Here is a 22,306-nt window from a genome sequence, read left to right as displayed (position 1 = left end):
CATTATGAAGACGCTTTACGACAAACTCTGGGAATCGCATGTGGTGCGCACGGAGGAAGACGGCACCGCCATCCTGTACATCGACCGCCACCTCGTGCATGAAGTCACCAGCCCGCAGGCCTTCGACGGCCTGCGCGCCGCCAATCGCTCTCTGTGGCGCCTGTCCGCCAACCTGGCGGTGGCGGACCACAACGTGCCGACCACCGACCGCTCGCACGGTATCGAAGATCCCGTTTCCCGCCTGCAAGTGGAAACGCTGGACAACAACACCAAGGAGTACGGTGTCACGTACTTCAACATGAACGACAAGCGCCAGGGCATCGTCCACGTGATCGGCCCGGAGCAGGGCGCCACGCTGCCCGGCATGACGGTGGTCTGCGGCGATTCGCACACGTCCACCCACGGCGCCTTCGGCGCGCTGGCGCACGGCATCGGCACTTCCGAAGTCGAGCACGTGCTGGCCACCCAGACGCTGCTGGCGAAAAAGTCCAAATCGATGCTGGTGCAGGTCGACGGCGAACTGCTGCCCGGCGTGACCGCCAAGGATATCGTGCTGGCCATCATCGGCAAGATCGGTACCGCCGGCGGCACCGGCTATGCGATCGAATTCGGCGGCTCCGCGATCCGCGCGCTGTCGATGGAAGGCCGCATGACGGTGTGTAACATGGCGATCGAAGCCGGCGCGCGCGCCGGCATGGTCGGCGTCGACGACACCACCATCGATTACGTGAAGGGCCGGCCGTTCGCGCCCGCGGGCCCGCACTGGGAACGCGCCGTCGCCTACTGGCGCACGCTGCACACCGAACCGGGCGCGAAGTTCGACATGGTCGTCACCCTCGACGCCGCCGAGATCAAGCCGCAGGTCACCTGGGGCACGTCGCCCGAGATGGTGGTGCCGGTCGATGGCCGCGTGCCCGATCCGGACCAGGAAAAAGATGCGGTCAAGCGCGACGCGATGGAAAAGGCCCTGGTTTACATGAACCTGAAGCCGAACACGCCGATCGAGGATATCCGCATCGACAAGGTGTTCATCGGTTCCTGCACCAACTCGCGCATCGAGGACCTGCGCGCCGCCGCCGCCGTGGTGCGCGGCAAGCAGCGCGCCTCGAACGTGAAGCTGGCGCTGGTGGTGCCGGGCTCCGGCCTGGTCAAGGAACAGGCCGAGCGCGAAGGGCTGGACACGATCTTCAAGGCCGCCGGCTTCGAATGGCGCGAGCCGGGCTGCTCGATGTGCCTGGCGATGAATGCCGACCGCCTCGATCCGGGCGAGCGCTGCGCGTCCACCTCGAACCGCAATTTCGAAGGCCGGCAGGGCCAGGGCGGGCGTACCCACCTGGTATCGCCGGCCATGGCCGCCGCGGCAGGTATCGCCGGCCATTTCGTCGACGTCCGCGCGATCCGCTGAGTTCGACTTCCCGGGCCGCGCCATATCGCGCGCCCGGGGCCCTGAACCATCTTTATCGAAGAGTCATCGAATCATGAAAACCCTGTTCGCCATCACCCTCGCCACCATCGTTCTCACCGGTTGCAATACCGTTGCCGGCTTCGGCAAGGATGTGCAGAAGGTCGGCCAGGTCGTCGAAGGCGCCGGCAGAAAATAACCCCGCACGGCCAGGCGCCGTGCAACCAAGAAGAGCAGCATGGACAAATTTACGATCTACGAGGGCCTCGTCGCCCCGCTCGACCGCCCGAACGTCGATACCGACGCGATCATTCCAAAACAGTTCCTGAAATCCATCCGCCGCACGGGCTTCGGTCCCAACCTGTTCGACGAGTGGCGCTACCTGGATCACGGCGAGCCCGGCATGGATAATTCCCGCCGCCCGGTCAATCCGGACTTCGTGCTGAACCAGCCGCGCTATGAGGGCGCGTCGATCCTGCTGACGCGCAAGAACTTCGGCTGCGGCTCATCGCGCGAGCACGCGCCATGGGCACTGGAACAATATGGCTTCCGCGCCATCCTGGCGCCCAGCTTTGCCGACATCTTCTTCAACAACTGCTTCAAGAACGGCGTGCTGCCTGTCGTCTTGTCCGAAGCGCAGATCGATCATCTGTTCGACGAAGTCAAGGCCTTCCCCGGCTACCGCCTGGTGGTGGACCTTGAGCAGCAAGTCATCCGCTCCCAGGACGGCAAGATCTCCTACCCCTTCGAGGTCGACGCCTTCCGCAAATACTGCCTGATGAACGGCCTCGACGACATCGGCCTGACGCTGCGCCATGCCGACAGCATCCGTGCCTTCGAAGAGCGTCATCTGGCAAGCCAGCCCTGGCTGGCCAACTCGATCTGAAAAACACGACCATGAAAATCGCAATCCTGCCGGGCGACGGCATCGGCCCCGAGATCGTTGCCCAGGCTGTCAAGGTGCTGGGCGCACTCGACGAACAATTCGAACTGGAAACCGCCCCGGTCGGCGGCGCCGGCTACGAAGCGTCCGGCCATCCGCTGCCGGAAGCCACGCTGGCGCTGGCCAAGGCGGCCGATGCCGTGCTGTTCGGCGCCGTCGGCGACTGGAAGTACGACACGCTGGACCGCCCGCTGCGCCCCGAGCAGGCCATCCTCGGCCTGCGCAAGAACCTGGGCCTGTTCGCCAACCTGCGCCCGGCGATCCTGTATCCGGAACTGGCCGGCGCTTCCACGCTGAAGCCCGAGGTGGTGTCGGGCCTGGATATCCTGATCATCCGCGAACTGACCGGCGACATCTATTTCGGCCAGCCGCGCGGCGTGCGCGAATGCCCGGACGGCCCGTTCAAGGGCCAGCGCGAAGGCTTCGACACGATGCGCTATGCGGAAGGCGAAATCCGCCGCATCGCCCACGTGGCGTTCCAGGCCGCGCAAAAGCGCGACAAGCGCCTGACCAGCGTCGACAAGGCCAATGTGCTGGAAACCTTCCAGTTCTGGAAAGACATCGTCAGCGACGTGCATAAAGAGTATCCGGACGTGGCGCTGGACCACATGTACGTCGACAACGCCGCCATGCAACTGGTGCGCGCGCCGAAGAAATTCGACGTGATCGTCACCGGCAACATGTTCGGCGACATCCTGTCCGACGCGGCGGCCATGCTGACCGGTTCGATCGGCATGCTGCCGTCGGCATCGCTGGACGCGAACAACAAGGGCCTGTACGAACCGTCGCACGGCTCGGCGCCGGATATCGCAGGCAAGGGCATCGCCAACCCGCTGGCCACCATCCTGTCCGCCGCGATGATGCTGCGCTTCTCGCTGGGCAAGGCCGAACAGGCCGACCGCATCGAGAACGCCGTCAAGGCCGTGCTGGCGCAAGGGCTGCGTACCGCCGACATCTTCGAGGAAGGCACCACGAAGGTGGGCACCGAGCAGATGGGCGACGCTGTTGTCAAGGCGCTGGCGAAGTAAACAACGTGTACACGGAACGTGCCGCTGGCGCGTTCCCATGAAACATCCAAAACATCCAAGGGTAACGATATGAAATTAGTAGGTCTGGTAGGCTGGCGCGGCATGGTCGGTTCCGTGCTGATGCAGCGCATGCAGGAAGAGCGCGATTTCGACCACATCGAGCCGGTATTCTTCTCCACGTCGAACACGGGCGGCGCAGCGCCGAGCTACGCGAAGAACGAAACCACGCTGAAGGACGCCACCGATATCGACGAACTGAAGCGCTGCGAGATCATCATTTCCTGCCAGGGCGGCGACTACACCGGCGAGGTGTTCCCGAAGCTGCGCGCGGCCGGCTGGAACGGCTACTGGATCGACGCGGCCTCCACGCTGCGCATGGACAAGGATTCGGTCATCGTGCTGGACCCGGTCAACCTGGACGTCATCAAGGATGCGATGACCAAGGGCGTGAAGAACTTTATCGGCGGTAACTGCACCGTGTCGTGCATGCTGATGGGCCTGGGCGGCCTGTTCAAGGCCAACCTGGTCGACTGGATGACGTCGATGACGTACCAGGCGGCATCGGGCGGCGGCGCCCAGCACATGCGCGAGCTGCTGACCCAGTTCGGCACCATCAACGCTTCCGTCAGGCCGCTGCTGGACAACCCGGCCTCGGCGATCCTGGAAATCGATCGCCAGGTGCTGGCCACCCAGCATGGCCTGTCGGCCGACGAGACCAAGCAGTTCGGCGTGCCGCTGGCCGGCAACCTGATCCCGTGGATCGACAAGGACCTGAACAACGGCCAGTCGAAGGAAGAGTGGAAGGGCGGCGCCGAGACCAACAAGATCCTCGGCCGCGGCGAAGGCTTCGGCTCCAGGGCAATCCCGGTGGACGGCCTGTGCGTGCGGATCGGCGCGATGCGCTGCCACTCGCAGGCGCTGACCATCAAGCTGAACAAGGACGTGCCGCTGGACGAGATCAACGACATCATCGCCAACGACAACCAGTGGGTGAAGTTCGTGCCGAACACGCGCGAAGCGTCGGTGCGCGACCTGACCCCGGCCGCCGTCACCGGCAGCCTGGCGATCCCGGTCGGCCGCGTGCGCAAGCTGTCGATGGGCCCGGAATACATCTCGGCCTTCACCGTCGGCGACCAGCTGCTGTGGGGCGCCGCCGAACCGCTGCGCCGCATGCTGCGCATCGTGCTGGACAAGTAAGCGTTTCGCTTCCCCTGCCATGAAGAACCGGGCTGCTCGCCCGGTTTTTTTTTCGGCCCACATGCAATCTGCAAGTTGTCTCAACGCAACAACAGACACCTGCGCACGGCACGCACCCGTCTTTGTGTTGTCAAAAAGTCTTGCTAATCTTGCTCTCCTTATCAACCACAGGAGAGAAAATGTTCCGTTCCACCGTTGCCGCCGCGCTTGCCGCGAGCGCCCTTGCCGTGTTGCCGGGTACTGCCGCGGCGCAGGCCACCGTTGCCCAGTCCAGCCTGTCCGACTTCGGCTACCAGCTGGTCGACCTCGACCTGGCCGACGGGATCGACCCATCGGTCACGTTCAACACCACCTTCCGTGGCGTACTCGCGGCAGCGGTGGCCGACGCCGACGAGATGCTGTACTTCGACGGCGCTGGCGGTCCGGAAGGCGATGTGTCGTTTGGCGCATCGGCCGGCAGCGCCGCCGTGCAGGGCTGGATCACCGCCGACGAGATCGGCACGCGCGGCAGCATCGGCAATGCCGGCGAGTATCTGGGGTCGGCAGGCTGGTATGCCGACTACACGCTCAGCGCCAACACCAAGCTGGTCTTCACGGGCCATGCCACGGGATCGGTGGAACGGGGGGCCTTCGTCACGGACCAGTACAGTGCCGCCGGCGTGGCCGTCCTGTTCTCTGCCGTCGAAGAGGACGGTTCGTCGGCGCAGCCCTATTTTGCGCGCACCGCGACCGACTCGGGCGTTCCCGGATGGGGCAACTTCGACGAGTGGTTCACCCTGGACATCGTCAACGATGGCGACACGGCGCTGTCATCGCAGATGTACATCATGCTCAACGCGAATGCCGAGGTGGCCAGCCCGGTCCCGGAACCGTCGACCTGGCTGATGCTCGGTGCCGGCCTGGCACTGACGGCCGGTATCGCGCGCCGCCGCCGCACCGCCGTGGCAAACTGAGCGGTTCATAGGGGCGCCACGCTCCCGGCCAGAGCTTGCATGCTCCGGGGCATGATGTTATGTTGGGATTGTCCGGGAGAGCCCCCGGACGCCCGTTGCCAACTTAACACCATAAAATATGCCCGTACAAAAACGCTCCAGGGTTGCTTCATTCGCGTTGTCTGCACTGGCCAGCGCCGTCATCGGCGCGGTCATCCTCCCGCCGGCGCATGCCGCCGGCCTCGGCAAGCTCACCGTGCTGTCCGCTCTGGGGCAGCCGCTGCGTGCCGAGATCGAGCTTACGGCGGTCGCGCCGAACGAGGCGGCCGACCTGGCGGTCAAGCTGGCGCCGCTGGAAGCCTTCCGGGCCGCGAACATCGAGTTCAATCCGGCGCTGCTGAACCTGCGCTTCGATATCGACCAGCGCGACGGGCGGCGCTTCATCCGCGTATCGTCCTCGCAGCCGGTCAACGAGCCGTTCGTCGACATGCTGCTCGAGCTGTCCTGGGCCAATGGGCGCCTGGTGCGCGAATACACTTTCCTGCTCGACCCGGCCGAGATGCGCAATGCGCAATCGCCGCAGGTGGCGGCACCCGTGGATGTCAACCGGGCCGCCGCGCAAGCCGGCGCGCCGGCAGCGCCGGCACCGGCACCGGCGCCGACACCGGCGCGGCCCGCGACGGCCGAGCGCACCGGCCAGGCCGCGCCCGTCGACACCGACGACGTCCCGGTCAAGCGGGGCGATACGCTGTCCGGCATCGCCGTCGACATCAAGCCGGCCGACGTGTCGCTGGACATGATGCTGGTAGCGCTGTACCGGGCCAACCCCGAGGCATTCAGCGGCAATAACATGAATCGCCTGAAGTCGGGCAAGATCCTGTCCGTGCCGGATGTGGAGGTGGTGCGTGCCACCGACCGTGCCGAAGCGCGCCGCGTCGTCATCGCGCATGCGGCGGATTTCAATGCCTACCGCAACCGCCTGGCCGGCCAGGTGGAAGCGGCCACGCCGGCCCAGGCGCCGGCACCGCAGCAGAGCGCCGGCGGCACGATCACGGCCAAGGTCGAGGAGCGGCCGAATGCCGTCAACGAAGCGCAGGACCGGTTGAAGCTGTCGAAGGCGGGCGAGGCATCCGCCAAGGCAGGGCAGGCCGGCGCCAGCGAAGACAAGATCGCCAGGGACCAGCAGGTGGCCGATGCCGCGGCACGCGTCAAGGAACTGGAAAAGAACGTCAGCGACCTCGAGAACCTGATGGCCGTGAAGAGCCAGGCCGGCGTGGCAGCGCAGCAGGGTGCCGGCGTGCCGGAACTGGACCAGCAGGGCACGCCCGTCGCGGCCGCGCCGCAGCCGATGGCGCCGGCCGCCGCGCCTGTCGCCAAGCCGGCCGCCAAGCCGGCCGCACCACCGCCCACCGTCGCGCCATCGCCTGTCGAGCCCGGCATCATGGATGCGCTCAAGGATAATATGGCGGCCCTCGGCATCGCACTGGCGGCGATCCTCGGTGGCACGGCCCTGATCCTGGCGCGCCGCCGCAAGGCCGGCGCCGTTGTCGTGGAGCAGAAAGTGCCGGAAGCCGCACCGGCCGAGCCCGGCTCGCAGTCGCTGTTTGCCGAGCCGGGCGGCCAGAGCGTGGATACCAGCAACAGCGTCTTCAATTCCAATTTCGCGCCGTCCGCCAGCCAGCTCGACATGAACGAAGTCGATCCGGTAGCCGAGGCCGATGTGTACATCGCCTATGGCCGCGATGCGCAAGCCGAGGAAATCCTGAAGGAAGCGCTGCGCAACCATCCGGAACGGCACGCGGCGCGGCTGAAGCTGATGGAAATCTACGCGAACCGCAAGGACCTGCGTGCACTCGAGGTGCAGGCCAATGAACTGTACGTATTGACCCAGGGCCATGGCGACGAGTGGGCCCAGGCCGCCGCGCTGGGCCGTTCGGTCGATCCGGGCAACCCGCTGTACGGCGCACAGGGCGGTGCCGGCCCGCTGGCCGCCACCGCCGCCGCGGCGGGCGCTGCCGCGCTGGCCGCCGATGCGATCCATTCCCCGGCGAACACTTCCGACTTTGCCGCGGCGCTCGACGATGCCGCGCGCGCGCGCGCCGCGGAGCCTGCGCCGCACGAAGGCCTCGATCTCGACCTGAGCCGGGAGCCGGCCCCCGAAGCTGCCGCCGACGCGCTCGACTTCGATTTCGCCGAGGCGCCGGCGCCGGCGCCGGCGGCGGAAGATCGGCTGGCCGACTTCGATTTCAGCGACGCCACCGCACAGCCGGATGCGCCGGCCGAACCCGCTGCCACGCCGGCACAGCCGAAGGTGAGCGATGCCGGCGATGCCGATCATTACCTCGACTTCGACCTGGGCGGGCTGGACTTCGAACCGACGCCGGAGGAAGCCGACAGGGCGGCCGCCGGCAAGAGTGCGCAGGCCCCGGCCGACCCGCTCGACCTGGCATTCGACGCACCGGACCAGCCCGCACCTGCCCCTGCCGCGGCCCCTGTCGCGTCCGAACCCGACTTCGACTTCGACCTGCCTGCCGACGACAAGCCCGCGACTGGCGCGGCGGCGCCGGGTGCCGACCCGTTGGCCGAGCTGGACCTGATGGACTTCGACGTGCCGCCGCCATCGTCCGCCCCGGTAGCCGCCGACCCGGCGCCTGTGCTGGACGAGGAGCCGGACCTGCGCTTGCCGGACCTGCCCGAGCCGCCGGCCGCGGCCCCGCCACCTCCGGAGTTCGACCTGTCGGGCATCGACCTGGACCTGGATGAAACCGCTACGCCGGAAGGCAGTGCGGCCGAGGTTCCTGCGGCGCTGACGCCACAGCAGATGGAAATGGATACCAAGCTCGACCTGGCGGTCGCCTACCAGGAAATCGGCGACAAGGAAGGTGCGCGCGAGCTGCTCGACGAAGTGCTGCGCGGCGGCAGCAGCGACCAGGTGGCGCGCGCCAACCAGATGCTGGCACAGCTGGGCTGACGGGGCTGCCGGGCAGCCTGTCGGGCTGCCCGCTACCTCGCCAGCGATCCTGGCCGCTATAATGCCCGCTCTTTCATCACGATCGGGCAGGCATTGAAACGCATCGCATTGGGCGTCCAGTATGACGGCGCCGACTGGCAGGGATACCAGGTCCAGCCGCATGGCCAGACCGTGCAGGACAAGCTCGAAGCGGCCATCGAACGCTTCGCCTGCGTCCACATCGGCACCACCTGTGCCGGCCGTACGGATGCGGGCGTGCATGCGCTGGGCCAGGTCGTGCATTTCGATACCGACCTGCAGCGCGAACCCCATGCCTGGGTGCGCGGCATCAACGCCTTCCTGCCCGATTCGATCGGCGTGCGCTGGGCCAGGCCATTGCACGACGTGGTGCCCTTCGGCGATGCCGAATTCCAGCCGGAGCATGATTTCCATGCGCGCTTTTCGGCGCGCTCGCGCACTTACCATTACCTGTTGTACAACAACGCGGTGCGCGCGCCGCTGCTGTCGGGCCGGGCCGGCTTCACCCACCGCCCGCTGGACGTGGAGCGGATGCGTGCCGCCGTCGCTCCCTTGCTGGGCAGGCATGATTTCTCCGCGTTTCGCGCAGCCGGCTGCCAGGCGAAAACCCCGGTCAAGGACATGTACGAGATCCGCATCGAGCGGCATGGCGACATGATCCTGTTCACGCTGCGGGCCAGCGCTTTCCTGCACCACATGGTGCGCAACCTGGTCGGTTCGCTGATCTACGTGGGGCAGGGCCGCGAAAATACCGACTGGCTGGGCGAACTGCTGGCGGGCCGCAACCGCACCCTGGCGGCCCCCACCTTCATGCCGGACGGTCTGTACCTGGCACAGATCGAATACGACAGCAAATGGGGCCTGCCGCAGGAGTCCCCGCGCATCCTTCCCGCTTTCTGACTGGTGAAAAAATGAACCTGCATCGTACCCGCATCAAGATCTGCGGCCTGACCCGCGAAGAAGACGTGGCTGCCGCCGTGGCCGCCGGTGCCGACGCGATCGGCTTCGTGTTCTACCCGAAGAGTCCGCGCTATGTGACGCCGCAGCGCGCGGCCGAGCTGATCGCAGGCTTGCCGCCATTCGTCACGGCTGTCGGACTGTTCGTCAATGCCTCGGCTAACGAGGTGGCCGACATCGTGCGCGTGGCGCCGGTGAGCCTGCTGCAATTCCATGGCGACGAAACGGCCGAGCAATGCGCGCTGGCCGCGGCCGCCGCGAACCGGCCGTTCATCCGGGCTTTCAGGGTAAAACCGTCCACGGCCGGCAGCGAGCTGCTAGAATACGACGCACAGTGCCGCGCCTCGTCGCGGCTGCATGCCGCCTATTTTGCCGGGCTTCTGTTCGACACCCATGTCGATGCCTACGGCGGCGCAGGAAAGGTTTTCGATTGGTCTGTCATTCCAAAAGAACTCGCGCATCGGGCCGTTTTGAGTGGTGGCTTGAGCGCGCAAAATGCGACTGGCGCGGTGGCGCAGGTTCGCCCCTGGGCGGTTGACGTCAGCTCCGGCGTCGAAGCCGCCAAGGGCATCAAGGATGCCGGCCTGATCGCGCAATTCATTGCCGCGGTCGAAGCCGGCGACGCAATCCCCGGGAACGACGCACAGGTTCGTACTGCTTGATCTGTACGGCGGCGGCGTTCCCGTTTTCAGAGAACGCCACATGAACTCCCCATCCGATCTCGCTGTACCGCTGTTCCACGCCACCGATTACCAGCTGCCCGACAGCACCGGCCACTTCGGCCCGTACGGCGGCTCCTTCGTTGCCGAAACGCTGACCTACGCGCTGGCCGAGCTGAACGAAGCCTATGCCCGCTACAGCCAGGATCCCGAATTCCTGGAAGAATTCCGCTACGAGCTGAAGCACTTCGTCGGCCGGCCATCGCCGATCTACCATGCCAAGCGCTGGTCCGAGCTTGCCGGCGGCGCGCAGATCTACTTCAAGCGCGAAGACCTGAACCATACCGGCGCGCACAAGATCAACAACGTGATCGGCCAGGCGCTACTGGCCAAGCGCATGGGCAAGCCGCGCATCATCGCCGAAACCGGCGCCGGCCAGCACGGCGTGGCCACGGCCACGATCTGCGCCCGCTTCGGCCTCGAGTGCGTCGTCTACATGGGCGCCGAGGACGTCAAGCGCCAGGCCCAGAACGTCTACCGGATGAAGCTGCTGGGCGCCACCGTCGTGCCGGTCGAGTCCGGTTCGAAGACGCTGAAGGATGCGCTGAACGAAGCCATGCGCGACTGGGTCACCAACATCGAGAACACGTTCTACATCATCGGCACGGTGGCCGGCCCGCACCCGTATCCGATGCTGGTGCGCGACTTCCAGTCCGTGATCGGCGAGGAGTGCCTGGTGCAGATGCCGGAAATGACCGGCCGCCAGCCCGACTACGTGCTGGCCTGCATCGGCGGCGGCTCGAATGCGATGGGCATCTTCTACCCGTACATCGACCAGAAGGAAACCCGGCTGATCGGCGTGGAAGCGGCCGGCGAGGGACTCGACACCAGCAAGCACGCCGCATCGCTGACGAAAGGCTACCCGGGCGTGCTGCACGGCAACCGCACCTACCTGCTGCAGAGCGACGATGGCCAGATCATCGAAACGCACTCCGTGTCCGCCGGCCTCGACTACCCGGGCGTGGGCCCCGAACATGCCTGGCTGAAGGATTCCGGCCGCGCGCAATACGTGTCGATCACCGACGAGGAAGCGCTGAAGGCCTTCCACGACTGCTGCCACATCGAAGGCATCATCCCCGCGCTGGAATCGTCGCACGCGCTGGCCTACGCCGCCAAGCTGGCCGCCACGCTGCCGAAGGACCAGATCGTGCTGGCCAACCTGTCCGGCCGCGGCGACAAGGACATGCACACCGTGGCCGAGCGGATGGGCATGAACTTCGGCTGAAAGTTGCTCAAAACCGGGGTCTGACCCCGATGTCGAGAAATATCGCCGACATTCGGGTCGGGAAGGCGTGATCGCTTGCTGGCGATCACCGCTCCACGACCCTGTTCCGCTCCCACATCCAAGAAACATTTGCCGAGAATAATATGTCCCGTATCGCCCAGACGTTCGCCGCGCTGAAAGCGCAAAACAAGACCGGTCTCGTGACCTTCATTACCGCCGGCGATCCAGCGCCGACATCGACGGTGCCGCTGCTGCATGCCCTGGTGGCGGGCGGTGCCGACGTGCTGGAACTCGGCGTGCCGTTTTCCGATCCGATGGCCGAAGGCCCCGTCATCCAGCGTGCCTGCGAGCGCGCACTGGTGCATGGCGTCGGCATCCGCCATGTGTTCGACTACGTGCGCGAATTCCGCAAGACCAACCAGCACACGCCGGTGGTGCTGATGGGGTATGCCAACCCGATCGAGCGCATCGGCGTCGATGCCTTCGTCGAGCAATCCCGGGAGGCCGGGGCCGATGGCGCGATCGTCGTCGATTACCCGCCCGAGGAATGCGAAGAGTTCGCCGCGAAAATGCGCGCCGCCGGCCTCGACCTAATCTTCCTGCTGGCACCGACCTCGACCGAAGAGCGCATCGCGCAGGTTGCCAAGGTCGGCAGTGGTTTCTCCTACTATGTGTCGCTGAAGGGCGTGACCGGTGCCGGCCACATCGACACCGCCCAGGTGGCCGAGCGCATCGCGGCGATCCGCCAGCACGTCAGCCTGCCGATCGGCGTGGGCTTCGGCATCCGCGATGCCGCTACCGCGAAGGCGCTGGCCGGCGTGGCGGATGCCGTCGTCATCGGCAGCCGGATCATCCAGGAAATCGAAGCATCCGAGCCGGAGCAGGCGCCGGCCGCCGTGCAGGCTTTCGTTGCCGGCATCCGGGAAGCGCTCGACGCGTAAATTTCATGGTCGGGCCCGTGTCCCCGTGCTGGCGCCGGGACATGGGCCGGCCATTGCCTTCGCAGGCCGCATGGAATCTCACGTTCGTGCATAAAATTGTCAATTTTGAATGTTCGACACGACAGGCGGAAACGGCTACACTTCGCCCCTAAGTTAGAGCAACAGGAGAAAATATGAGCTGGTTGGAAAAACTGCTTCCCCCCCGCATCCAGCGCTCGGAAGCCGCCGCCCGCAAGACGATGCCGGAAGGCCTGTGGGTCAAGTGTCCCTCCTGCGAGGCGGTGCTGTACCGTACCGATCTCGAGTCGAACCTGCATGTCTGCCCGAAATGCGATCACCACATGCGCATCCGCGCCCGCGAGCGCCTCGATGCGCTGCTCGACGCCGGCGGCCGCTATGAGATCGGCCAGGAAACGCTGCCGGTCGATTCGCTGAAGTTCAAGGACAGCAAGAAATATCCGGACCGCCTGAAGCAGGCCATGGAAGCCACCGGCGAGACCGATGCGATGGTATGCCTGGGCGGCTCGATCATGAGCCTGCCCGTCGTCGTCGCCTGCTTCGAGTTCGAATTCATGGGCGGCTCGATGGGTTCCGTGGTCGGCGAACGCTTCGCCCGCGCGGCCCAGGTGGCGCTCGAGCAGAAGGTGCCGTTCATCTGCATCACCGCCACCGGCGGTGCGCGCATGCAGGAAGGCCTGCTGTCGCTGATGCAGATGGCCAAGACGACGTCGATGCTGACCAAGCTGTCCGAGAAGAAGCTGCCCTTCATCAGCGTGCTGACCGACCCGACGATGGGCGGCGTGTCGGCTTCGTTCGCCTTCATGGGCGACGTGGTGATGGCCGAGCCGAAGGCGCTGATCGGTTTTGCCGGCCCGCGCGTGATCGAGAACACCGTGCGCGAAAAGCTGCCGGAAGGCTTCCAGCGCAGCGAATTCCTGCTCACCAAGGGCGCGATCGACATGATCGTCGACCGCCGCAAGATGCGCGAAGAAATCGCGCGCCTGCTGGCGCTGCTGCAGAACCAGGCCGCCGAAGTGCTGGCGTGATCGTCCTGGAATAACGCCACCGCAGCGCGGCACGACGGGGCCGGGTCCGCAGGGACCCCGGCCCCGTTTCACGTCCTGCGATAGAATCACGTCTTTGCGCACAACCCCCGCTTTTCTCCAACTGACATGCCCACCCCGACCACCCTGCCAGAATGGCTTGCGCTGCTGGAATCGCGCCACGCCGAAACCGTCATCAACATGGGCCTCGACCGCGTGCGCGCCGTCAAGGAACGCCTGCAGCTCCAGTTCACCTGCCCGGTGATCATGGTGGCCGGCACCAACGGCAAGGGCTCCACCTGCGCGATGCTGGAATCGATCCTGCTGCGCGCCGGCTACCGGGTCGGGCTGTACATCAAGCCGCACTTCCTCGACTTCAACGAGCGCGCCCGGGTCAATGGCGATCTGGCCTCGGACGCCATGCTGGTCGAGGCCTTCGATGCGGTCGAGGCCGTGCGCGGCGACACGCCGCTGACCTACTTCGAATTCACCACGCTGGCGATCATGCACCTGATGAGCAGGTCGGCACTCGACGTGGCGATCCTCGAAGTGGGCCTGGGCGGCCGCCTCGACGCCGTCAACGTCATCGATGCCGATGTCGCCATCGTCACCAGCGTCGACATCGACCATGTCGATTACCTGGGCGGCACGCGCGAGCAGATCGGCTTTGAAAAGGCCGGTATCTTCCGGCCCGGCAAGGCGGCGATCTGCAGCGATCCGGTGCCGCCGCAGGCGCTGGTCGACCATGCCAACGCGATCGGTGCCGACCTGTGGCTGATGGGGCGCGACTTCAACTATGCCGGCGACAAGCAGCAGTGGAACTATGGCGGCCGCAACCAGCGCCGCAACGCGCTGGCCTATCCGAGCCTGCGCGGCGCCAACCAGCTGCTGAACGCCTCGGCCGCGCTGGCTGCCCTGGAAGTGCTGAAGAACGAGCTGCCGGTCGGCGCGCAGGAAGTGCGCCATGGGCTCGTCACCGTCGAACTGCCGGGCCGTTTCCAGGTGCTGCCTGGCCGCCCCACCGTGATCCTCGACGTGGCGCACAATCCCCATGCGGCTTCGGCATTGAACCAGAACCTCGGCAACATGGGTTACCACCCGTACACGTTCGCGGTGTTCGGCTCGATGCACGACAAGGATATCGATGGCGTCATCAAGGCCATCGGCGGCTCGATCGATCACTGGTGCCTGGCAACGCTGCCGTCGCCGCGCGCCGCCAGCGCATCGGAACTGGCCGCGAAAGTGCAGGGTACCGTGCCGGACCCCCATGAAAAAACCGTCAATGTCTTCGATACCCCGGCACAAGCTTTTGCAAATGCAATGAGCCGGGCGGGCGAGAATGATAGAATTGTGGTCTTTGGCTCGTTCCTGACGGTGGCCGGCGTCATGGCCGCCCGAAAATCCTCTCTTCACTGATATCACGCATGGGCTTGTTCTCGAAATTCGGCAAAAACAAGCAGCAGTCCCCTGAAGACAGCGGCTACTACCGCGCAGCGGATGACCGCGCGATCACCGAGCGGGCCCGCTCCAAGCGCGCTTCGTCCGCCGACGGCAGCGCCGGCGCGACCCGCGGCCGCGGCCGAAAGGATGCGCCCGATCCGGTACTTCCCGAGAAAAAGCGCGCGCGCCGCCGCCTGGTCGGGGCGATCGCGCTGGCGCTTGCCGTCGCGATCGGCCTGCCGATGGTGCTCGATTCCGAGCCGAAGCCGCTGGCCAACGACATCGCCATCCAGATTCCGCCACGCGACAAACCCGACACCGACCAGCCAGCGGGCAGCAAGCCGGACAGCGAGCCGGCCAGTGAGCCCGACAGTGAGCAGTCCGGCGACAGCAAGACCGCGCAGGCCGAGGCGCTCGACCAGAGCGAGGAAATCGTCGAACCGGAAGACCATACCCCGGTGGTTGCCGCACCGCCGCGGCCGCTGCCCGAACCGGTGAAAGCCGAGCCGGCGAAGGTGGCCAAGGTGGAAGCGAAGCCGGAGCCGAAGCATCAGGCGAAGCCGGAACCGAAGCCTGCGCCGAAAGTGGCGGGCTGGGATGAGCCCAAGCCCGAGCCGAAGAAGGTTGCCGAGATCCGGCCTGAACCGAAGAAGCCTGAACCCAAGGTGGCTGAACCCAAGGTGGCTGAAGCAAAGCCTGAACCGAAGCAGGAAGCCCGGCACGAGGCGAAGCCGGCAGCGAAGTCCGACGACGCGGCGCGCGCACTGGCACTGCTGGAAGGCAAGGCGGCTCCAGCGCCGGCCCCGGCCGCGGCGGATAGCGGCCGCTACGTGATCCAGGTGGCTGCGCTGGCCGCCCGCGACAAGGTCGAGGAATTGCAGGGCAAGCTGCGCGATGCCGGCATCCGGTCGTTTACGCAGAAATCGCCCTCCGGCGAACTGACCCGTGTGAAGGTGGGGCCGTTCGGCAGCCGCGAGGAAGCGGAAAAGGCCAAGGCGAAGCTGCAGAAGATCGGCCTGTCGGGCAGCCTGAGCCCGGCCTGACGCACTGCCGGATTCGCGTGACCACCTTTGCATACCAATGCCCGCGTTGACCATCTTCGATTACCTGGTGCTGTTCGTGCTGATTACCTCCATCATCGTCAGCACGCTGCGGGGCCTGGTCAAGGAAATGCTGTCGCTGCTGGGCTGGATCGTGGCCTTCGTGGTTGCCAACGCCTACAGCGGGGAACTCGCGGCCTTGTTGCCGGCCGCGATTCCTGGCGAAGCAGTACGGCTGATCGTGGCGTTCCTGGCACTGTTCATCGGCGTGCGCATCCTGATGGGCTTGCTGTCGATGGCCGTGTCGGCACTGGTCGAGGCCGGCGGCATGACACTGGCCGACCGCGGCCTGGGCGGCCTGTTCGGCCTGGGGCGCGGGCTTGTAATCGTGCTGGCGGGCGTCATATTGTGCGGCATGACGTCGATCCCGCAGCAGGACTTCTGGCGCGAGGCACTGTTCTCCCCCATCGCGGAAACGGGCGTGCGTACCGTGAAACCGTTCCTTCCCGCTGCCGTGGCGCAGCATGTGCAATTTTAGAATTTCTACCATCAAGCAGCACCCTGTTCAGGAGCACAATATGTGTGGCATCGTCGGCGTCGTTTCCCATCAACCTGTCAACCAGCTGCTGTATGACGCGCTGCTGCTGTTGCAGCACCGCGGCCAGGATGCGGCCGGTATCGCAACGAATCACAGCAGCATGTTCTCGATGCACAAGGCGAACGGCCTCGTGCGTGACGTGTTCCGCACCCGGAACATGCGTTCGCTGATGGGCAATTCGGGCATCGGCCACTGCCGCTACCCGACGGCCGGTTCGTCGTCGGAAGAGGAAGCGCAACCGTTCTACGTCAATGCGCCGTTCGGCATCACGCTGGCGCACAATGGCAACCTCACCAACTGGGAACAGCTCAAGACCGAGATGTTCAAGAACGATCGCCGCCACATCAACACGGACTCCGATTCGGAAGTGCTGCTGAACGTGCTGGCGCACGAGATCATGCGCGCCACCACCGGTTATTCGCTGGATGCGGGCACGCTGTTCGACGCCGTCACGGTGCTGAACCGCCGCGTGCGCGGTGGCTACGCGGCCGTGGCGCAGATCGCCGATGTCGGCCTGCTGGGCTTCCGCGACCCGTACGGCATTCGCCCGCTGTGCCTGGGCATCAACGAGACGGAGCAGGGCACCGAGTACATGCTGGCGTCCGAATCGGTGGCGCTGGAAGGCGCCGGTTTCCGCTTCGTGCGCGACGTCGAGCCGGGCGAAGCCGTGTTCATCGATGCCGACAACAAGCTGCACGCGCGCATCTGCGCCGACAACCCGACGCTCAATCCGTGCGTGTTCGAATACGTGTACCTGGCGCGTCCCGATTCCGTGATCGACGGCGCCTCCGTCTACAGCACGCGCCTGAAGATGGGCGAATACCTGGCCGAGAAGATCAAGCGCGAAGGCCTGGCGGACGACATCGACGTGGTGATGCCGATCCCCGATTCGTCGCGCCCCGCCGCGATCCAGCTGGCACTGCGCCTCGGCAAGGAATACCGCGAAGGCTTCATCAAGAACCGCTACATCGGCCGCACCTTCATCATGCCGGGCCAGGCGCTGCGCAAGAAATCGGTGCGCCAGAAGCTGAACGCCATCGGCGACGAGTTCAAGGGCAAGAACGTGCTGCTGGTCGACGATTCGATCGTGCGCGGCACCACCAGCCGCGAAATCGTGCAGATGGCGCGCGACTCCGGCGCCAAGAAAGTGATCTTCGCCTCCGCCGCGCCGCCGGTGCTGTACCCGAACGTGTACGGTATCGACATGCCGACGCGCGACGAGCTGATCGCCCACGGCCGCACCGTCGACGAGGTATGCAAGGAAATCACCGCCGACGCGCTGGTGTACCAGGATCTCGACGACCTGAAGAAGGCAATCTCCGACGTCAACCCGGCGCTGACCAGCTTCGAAGCCTCCTGCTTCGACGGCAAGTACATCACTGGCGACGTATCGGCCGACTACCTCGACCGCATCGAGCATGCGCGCCACAACCCCAAGGCGAAAGTCGAAGACGCCGCGCGCACGCAGCTGAACCTGAACGCGGCCACCACCGAAGCGTAAAAACCAAGGGCTCCTCGCGGAGCCTTTTTTTCCGCGCCAAGCCGAGTGCCCGAGCGTTGCAAAACAACCGAATGCAACATCGGGGACAGTCCCCAACGTTGTACAACGTTGTAAGACCACCGAAATGTGAAATTGGGGACTGTCCCGGATTGCCGGGCCACCAGTGTCAAACAGCCAGCGCGTGCTGGTTACTTTCTCCCGCTACGACATGAACGACAAGAAAAACTACGGTTTCACCACCACGATCCTGCACGGCGACCGCCAGAAAACCATCGAGCAGGGATCGTTGCACAAGCCGGTCCACACATCCGTCGCCTTCGGTTATACCGATGCGCGCCAGCTGGCCTCGGTGTTCCAGGGCCGCGAGCCGGGCTTCCGCTATGGCCGCCAAGGCAATCCGACCGTTTCCGCACTGGAGGAAAAGGTCAACAAGATGGAGGGCGGCGTGGCCACGCTGTGCTTCGCCACCGGCATGGCGGCGATCGGTGCCGTGTTCCAGGCGCTGCTGCGCGCCGGCGACCACGTGGTGTCGTCGTCGTTCTTGTTCGGCAATACGAACTCCCTGTGGCAGACGGTGGCGGGGCAGGGCGTGGGCGTGGACTTCGTCGACGCGACCGATGTCGCCAATGTCGAAAGCGCGCTGAAGGAGAACACGCGCATCGTGTTCGTCGAGACCATCGCCAATCCGCGCACGCAGATTGCCGACCTGGAGCGTATTGGCGCGCTGTGCGCCGCGAAAGGCATCCTGTACATCGTCGACAATACGATGACGACGCCTTACCTGTTCCAGCCGAAAACGGTGGGCGCGGGCCTGGTCGTCAATTCGCTGACGAAATCGATCGCCGGCCACGGCAATGCGCTGGGCGGCAGTCTGACCGATACCGGCGCCTATGACTGGGGCCGCTTCCCGAACATCTTCGAGAACTACAAGAAGGCTGCCCCGGCGATGTGGGGCATCACGCAGGTGCGTGCCAAGGGCTTGCGCGACTTCGGCGCTTCGCTGGGGCCGGAAGCGGCGCACCACATCGCCGTCGGTGCCGAAACGCTGGCGCTGCGCATGGAGCGCACCTGCGCCAACGCGCAGGCCCTGGCGGACATGCTGGCGGCCGATCCGCGCGTGGCAGCCGTGCATTATCCCGGCTTGCCGTCGCACCCCCAGCACGGCATCGCCACCGGCCTGTTCAAGGCCTACGGCTCGCTGTTCAGTTTCGAACTGCGCGATGGCATCGACTGCTTCGATTACCTGAACCGCCTGAAGATCGCCGTGCCGGCCTCCAACCTGGGCGACACCCGGACGCTGGTGATCCCGGTCGCCCACACGATCTTCTACGAGATGGGTGCCGAGCGCCGTGCCTCGATGGGCATTGCCGAATCGCTGATCCGCGTATCGGTCGGCATCGAGGACACGGCCGACCTGGTCGACGACTTCCGCCTGGCGCTCGACGCGTAACCGGTGCATGAGCGGCACATAAGTGGCCCATGAGTGGCCATAAGCGGCGCATGAGCGGCACATGAGCGGCACATGAGCGGCGCAGGCGGGTGCGACTCCGCTCCCGCCTGCCGCCGGCGTACAGCGGTCGCGCGCGGCGCTATGCATGTTGCATACGACTGTAGCCTTCCTGCAACAAATGGTGCAAATGCCAAGTACCCCGCGCCATTGGCGCATGAATGGCTTATTCTTTTGTTTTATTCCTAATACATCAAAAGGAGCTGTCGTGAAACATGCCGCGTTTTTCCTTGTCGCCGCAGTGATTGCCAATTCTGCCTTCGCGGATGATCTTGCCGAGGCCAAGCGGCTGCTCGAAACGCGCGCCTATGCCCAGGCAAGCGCGATCTACGAGCGCCTTGCGGCGGCCGGCAACGCGGATGCGCAGTTCCATCTCGGCGAAATGCACTGGTATGGCGAGGGCTACAAGGCGGACGATGCGGCGGCGCGGCAATGGTTCCAGAAAGCCGCGACAGCCGGCAGCAAGGAAGCGGCCGCTGCGCTGGAAACGATGCGCCTGCGTGAAACGCGGCGTGCCGACATCGATTACTACGTGCAGCAGTACGATGGGGCCGACCTGGCGTACGCGAAGTACCAGTGCGCGACGCCGGATATTCCAGCGTCGTCTCTCGGCAAGGACGCCGTGACGCGCGTCAACAAGCAGTATTCGGCGTGGCAGGAGTGCTATAACGGTTTCGTCCAGCAGTTGCAGAATGCGATGCCGGCCGGTTCGAAGATTCCCAGGGACGTTGCCGACCTGATGAACGAACAGGAGTTCGACGGCGCCCGCCAGCGCATGGAAAGCGCTTATGCCAGGCTGGCCGCGGAAGGGAAGGCGCAGGCCGAACCGCTCGTGGCCAGGTATGACAGCTGGTTCCAGGCATCGGAAAAACTGGCGATCCAGGCCAACGAGCGCTTCAAGGCCGACAAGGTGGCATCGGACGCCATCAACCGGGACTTCCAGAGCCGCCAGAATGACTTCCGCGGCCGCATCGCGACGCCGCCCACCAGGCGCTGAGCGCCAGCAGGCCTGCTGCCCGGAGCGTGGGCGCACTGCCGGATATGCCCTGCGCTGACAGCCATGCGGCTCGTCAGCGCATCCCGTCAAGGCAGCGGCTGAGCCATCAATGCCAGGTGCGCAGGAGGCCGACGGCCAGGCCTTCGAGTGCGAATTCGTCGTCCGGCGTTACGGTGATGATCTTGAAGTCTGGGTTTTCCGGCAGCAGTTCGATCGTGGAACCGGTACGGCGGTAGCGCTTCACGGTCACTTCGCTGCCGATGCGGGCCACGACGATCTGGCCGTTCTTGGCACTGTCCACTTTCTTCACCGCCAGCAGGTCGCCATCCATGATGCCGACGTCGCGCATCGATTCGCCGCGCACCTTCAGCAGGAAATCGGGCTTCGCTGAAAACAGCGCCGGGTCGACGCTGTAGGTTTTTTCCAGGTTTTCCTGCGCCAGGATCGGCGAGCCGGCGGCCACGCGGCCAATCAGCGGCAACTGCATCAGCAATGCCGCAGGCACCTGCGGCAGGAAGTCCGTGCCGGATTGCGCCGCGGCCGGGTTGGCGCGCGCGCGCTCGCCCAGCAGGCGGATGCCGCGCGACGTGCCGGCGGTGATTTCAATGGCCCCCTTGCGCGCCAGCGCCTTCAGGTGCTCTTCGGCCGCATTGGCCGACTTGAATCCCAACTCGGCGGCGATCTCCGCGCGGGTCGGCGGGAAGCCGGTGGATTCGATGGCGTCCCTGATCAGGTTGAGAATTTGTTCCTGCCTTGCGGTGAGCTTGATCATGACCAGATTGCTGTGTATATAGACAGTCTGTATTTTTGTACAGTGTCGGCGTGAATGCAAGGGAAAACCCTCCCGGGCGAGAAATATTTCCCGAAAAATGGGGACGGACCCTGTTTTCCAGGAAAATTTCCGCGCAAGACGGCGCTACGCCGTTGCGCCAGGCCGTCATTTCACGCCTGCCGGTGTGACGCGGGATGCCGCGAAACCGGCCCGGAAGGCTGCTTCCGGCTGCTTTCGGGTCGGTTGCCGCCCGGCCGCGCGGCTAGCCAGCGCCGAAAAATCCTGCTATGCTTGCGGGCTTACCTCTTCCCACACCTGTCTTGACGCCAGGGTGGGCTATCAACAGTCCTTAAGGGAGTTTGCATGCGTCACTACGAAATCGTATTTATCGTCCATCCGGACCAGAGCGAGCAAGTGCCCGCGATGATCGAACGTTACAAGGCCAGCGTGACCTCGCGCGGCGGTAACGTGCACCGCGTGGAAGACTGGGGCCGCCGTCAAATGGCGTACTCGATCCAGAAACTGGCCAAGGCACACTACATCTGCCTGAACATCGAGTGCGACAACGATACGCTGGTCGAACTGGAAACCGCGTTCAAATTCAATGATGCCGTGCTGCGCCACCTGACCGTCAAGATGAAGAAAGCGGAAACCGCTCCTTCGCCGATGATGAAGTCGGTCCAGCGTGAAGACGCCGCCAAGAGCCACCGCGCCGAAGCCGCGGCCGCTCCTGCAGCAGCAGCAGCAGCCTAAATCCACGGAGTCTTGCTGAACGAGCTGAGGTTTACCGGCCTGATCACCGAGCGGGAAGTCATTCGCTATACCCCCGCCGGGCTGCCGATCGTGAATGCAATCTTGCAGCACAGTTCGCAGCAGATCGAGGCAGGCATCGCCCGCCTGACGGAGTTTGAGATCGCCGCGGTTGCCGCGGGAGAGATTTCAGGCCGTTTCAGCGGCGCGCCACTGGGAGGCACCTACGAATTCACGGGGTTCCTCGCCAGGAAAGGCCGCAACAGCAAGAGCCTGGTTTTTCACATCATTGATTTTCGTGCCGCCTGAGCGACACAATATTTAA

At 65.1% G+C, this 22,306-nt stretch carries 21 protein-coding genes; 20 read left to right on the top strand and 1 reads right to left on the bottom strand.

Annotation, left to right across the window (positions count from 1 at the left end):
- Position 1 precedes the first annotated feature (1 nt).
- The 18 genes from leuC (at position 2) to ACY34H_RS26770 (ending at position 20,459) form a co-directional block, all read left to right on the top strand.
- A complete protein-coding gene (gene leuC, locus ACY34H_RS26855; RefSeq protein WP_464980496.1) occupies positions 2-1,405 on the top strand; it encodes a 3-isopropylmalate dehydratase large subunit in 1,404 nt (467 codons plus the stop codon).
- 73 nt (positions 1,406-1,478) lie between these two features.
- On the top strand, positions 1,479-1,601 hold the full coding sequence (locus ACY34H_RS26850) for an entericidin A/B family lipoprotein (protein WP_464980486.1): 123 nt from the start codon (positions 1,479-1,481) through the stop codon (positions 1,599-1,601).
- Between the two features lie 39 nt (positions 1,602-1,640).
- Positions 1,641-2,288, top strand: a complete 648-nt coding sequence (gene leuD, locus ACY34H_RS26845) for a 3-isopropylmalate dehydratase small subunit (RefSeq protein WP_464980485.1) — start codon at positions 1,641-1,643, stop codon at positions 2,286-2,288.
- An 11-nt stretch (positions 2,289-2,299) separates the two neighbouring features.
- Positions 2,300-3,373, top strand: coding sequence for a 3-isopropylmalate dehydrogenase (gene leuB / locus ACY34H_RS26840; protein WP_464980484.1), 1,074 nt, complete (start codon positions 2,300-2,302; stop codon positions 3,371-3,373).
- A 69-nt stretch (positions 3,374-3,442) separates the two neighbouring features.
- A complete protein-coding gene (gene asd, locus ACY34H_RS26835) occupies positions 3,443-4,570 on the top strand; it encodes an aspartate-semialdehyde dehydrogenase (RefSeq protein WP_464980483.1) in 1,128 nt (375 codons plus the stop codon).
- Positions 4,571-4,749: 179 nt separating this feature from the next.
- Positions 4,750-5,523 carry a PEP-CTERM sorting domain-containing protein gene (locus ACY34H_RS26830; RefSeq protein WP_464980482.1) on the top strand — a complete coding sequence of 258 codons (774 nt, stop codon included), beginning with the start codon at positions 4,750-4,752 and terminating at the stop codon, positions 5,521-5,523.
- Positions 5,524-5,641: 118 nt separating this feature from the next.
- Positions 5,642-8,473, top strand: coding sequence for a motility hub landmark protein FimV (locus tag ACY34H_RS26825; RefSeq protein WP_464980481.1), 2,832 nt, complete (start codon positions 5,642-5,644; stop codon positions 8,471-8,473).
- Positions 8,474-8,566: 93 nt separating this feature from the next.
- Positions 8,567-9,391 (top strand): tRNA pseudouridine(38-40) synthase TruA, encoded by an 825-nt coding sequence (gene truA / locus ACY34H_RS26820; RefSeq protein ID WP_464980480.1) that lies wholly within the window; start codon positions 8,567-8,569, stop codon positions 9,389-9,391.
- 11 nt (positions 9,392-9,402) lie between these two features.
- On the top strand, positions 9,403-10,110 hold the full coding sequence (locus ACY34H_RS26815) for a phosphoribosylanthranilate isomerase (protein ID WP_464980479.1): 708 nt from the start codon (positions 9,403-9,405) through the stop codon (positions 10,108-10,110).
- Between the two features lie 40 nt (positions 10,111-10,150).
- Positions 10,151-11,392, top strand: a complete 1,242-nt coding sequence (gene trpB, locus ACY34H_RS26810) for a tryptophan synthase subunit beta (protein ID WP_464980478.1) — start codon at positions 10,151-10,153, stop codon at positions 11,390-11,392.
- A gap of 143 nt (positions 11,393-11,535) precedes the next feature.
- Positions 11,536-12,333, top strand: coding sequence for a tryptophan synthase subunit alpha (gene trpA / locus ACY34H_RS26805; protein WP_464980477.1), 798 nt, complete (start codon positions 11,536-11,538; stop codon positions 12,331-12,333).
- Between the two features lie 173 nt (positions 12,334-12,506).
- Entirely contained in the window at positions 12,507-13,379 is an 873-nt protein-coding gene (gene accD, locus ACY34H_RS26800) for an acetyl-CoA carboxylase, carboxyltransferase subunit beta (RefSeq protein ID WP_464980476.1), read from the top strand.
- Positions 13,380-13,505: 126 nt separating this feature from the next.
- Positions 13,506-14,792, top strand: a complete 1,287-nt coding sequence (folC, locus tag ACY34H_RS26795; RefSeq protein WP_464980475.1) for a bifunctional tetrahydrofolate synthase/dihydrofolate synthase — start codon at positions 13,506-13,508, stop codon at positions 14,790-14,792.
- Positions 14,793-14,800: 8 nt separating this feature from the next.
- The gene (locus ACY34H_RS26790; RefSeq protein WP_464980474.1) at positions 14,801-15,859 is read left to right on the top strand and encodes an SPOR domain-containing protein; all 1,059 of its coding nucleotides are present in this window, start codon (positions 14,801-14,803) and stop codon (positions 15,857-15,859) included.
- Between the two features lie 46 nt (positions 15,860-15,905).
- A complete protein-coding gene (locus tag ACY34H_RS26785) occupies positions 15,906-16,394 on the top strand; it encodes a CvpA family protein (RefSeq protein ID WP_464980495.1) in 489 nt (162 codons plus the stop codon).
- Positions 16,395-16,434: 40 nt separating this feature from the next.
- Entirely contained in the window at positions 16,435-17,955 is a 1,521-nt protein-coding gene (purF, locus tag ACY34H_RS26780) for an amidophosphoribosyltransferase (protein ID WP_464980473.1), read from the top strand.
- Between the two features lie 208 nt (positions 17,956-18,163).
- On the top strand, positions 18,164-19,405 hold the full coding sequence (locus ACY34H_RS26775) for a cystathionine gamma-synthase family protein (protein WP_464980472.1): 1,242 nt from the start codon (positions 18,164-18,166) through the stop codon (positions 19,403-19,405).
- 265 nt (positions 19,406-19,670) lie between these two features.
- Positions 19,671-20,459 (top strand): hypothetical protein, encoded by a 789-nt coding sequence (locus ACY34H_RS26770; protein WP_464980471.1) that lies wholly within the window; start codon positions 19,671-19,673, stop codon positions 20,457-20,459.
- A 106-nt stretch (positions 20,460-20,565) separates the two neighbouring features.
- On the opposite strand, the gene lexA is transcribed toward ACY34H_RS26770, so the two are convergent.
- Positions 20,566-21,231, bottom strand: a complete 666-nt coding sequence (gene lexA, locus ACY34H_RS26765) for a transcriptional repressor LexA (RefSeq protein ID WP_464980470.1) — start codon at positions 21,229-21,231, stop codon at positions 20,566-20,568.
- A gap of 363 nt (positions 21,232-21,594) precedes the next feature.
- Here lexA and rpsF point away from each other — a divergent pair, with 363 nt between their 5' ends.
- Entirely contained in the window at positions 21,595-21,984 is a 390-nt protein-coding gene (rpsF, locus tag ACY34H_RS26760; RefSeq protein ID WP_464980469.1) for a 30S ribosomal protein S6, read from the top strand.
- 15 nt (positions 21,985-21,999) lie between these two features.
- A complete protein-coding gene (gene priB, locus ACY34H_RS26755; RefSeq protein WP_464980494.1) occupies positions 22,000-22,290 on the top strand; it encodes a primosomal replication protein N in 291 nt (96 codons plus the stop codon).
- The last annotated feature ends 16 nt before the right edge of the window (positions 22,291-22,306 follow it).

The organism is Pseudoduganella sp. jia 9, from assembly GCF_055502615.1.
The sequence above is the reverse complement of the archived record's forward strand: the minus strand, read 5'-3'. Positions and strand labels throughout refer to the sequence as shown.

Coding starts and splice junctions, on each gene's coding strand:
- rpsF (WP_464980469.1), top strand. CDS start 21,595: ATGCGTCACTACGAAATCGTATTTATCGTCCATCCGGACCAGAGCGAG.
- leuB (WP_464980484.1), top strand. CDS start 2,300: ATGAAAATCGCAATCCTGCCGGGCGACGGCATCGGCCCCGAGATCGTT.
- ACY34H_RS26830 (WP_464980482.1), top strand. CDS start 4,750: ATGTTCCGTTCCACCGTTGCCGCCGCGCTTGCCGCGAGCGCCCTTGCC.
- folC (WP_464980475.1), top strand. CDS start 13,506: ATGCCCACCCCGACCACCCTGCCAGAATGGCTTGCGCTGCTGGAATCG.
- trpA (WP_464980477.1), top strand. CDS start 11,536: ATGTCCCGTATCGCCCAGACGTTCGCCGCGCTGAAAGCGCAAAACAAG.
- leuD (WP_464980485.1), top strand. CDS start 1,641: ATGGACAAATTTACGATCTACGAGGGCCTCGTCGCCCCGCTCGACCGC.
- purF (WP_464980473.1), top strand. CDS start 16,435: ATGTGTGGCATCGTCGGCGTCGTTTCCCATCAACCTGTCAACCAGCTG.
- lexA (WP_464980470.1), bottom strand. CDS start 21,231: ATGATCAAGCTCACCGCAAGGCAGGAACAAATTCTCAACCTGATCAGG.
- trpB (WP_464980478.1), top strand. CDS start 10,151: ATGAACTCCCCATCCGATCTCGCTGTACCGCTGTTCCACGCCACCGAT.
- ACY34H_RS26825 (WP_464980481.1), top strand. CDS start 5,642: ATGCCCGTACAAAAACGCTCCAGGGTTGCTTCATTCGCGTTGTCTGCA.
- accD (WP_464980476.1), top strand. CDS start 12,507: ATGAGCTGGTTGGAAAAACTGCTTCCCCCCCGCATCCAGCGCTCGGAA.
- asd (WP_464980483.1), top strand. CDS start 3,443: ATGAAATTAGTAGGTCTGGTAGGCTGGCGCGGCATGGTCGGTTCCGTG.
- ACY34H_RS26775 (WP_464980472.1), top strand. CDS start 18,164: ATGAACGACAAGAAAAACTACGGTTTCACCACCACGATCCTGCACGGC.
- ACY34H_RS26815 (WP_464980479.1), top strand. CDS start 9,403: ATGAACCTGCATCGTACCCGCATCAAGATCTGCGGCCTGACCCGCGAA.
- ACY34H_RS26850 (WP_464980486.1), top strand. CDS start 1,479: ATGAAAACCCTGTTCGCCATCACCCTCGCCACCATCGTTCTCACCGGT.
- ACY34H_RS26790 (WP_464980474.1), top strand. CDS start 14,801: ATGGGCTTGTTCTCGAAATTCGGCAAAAACAAGCAGCAGTCCCCTGAA.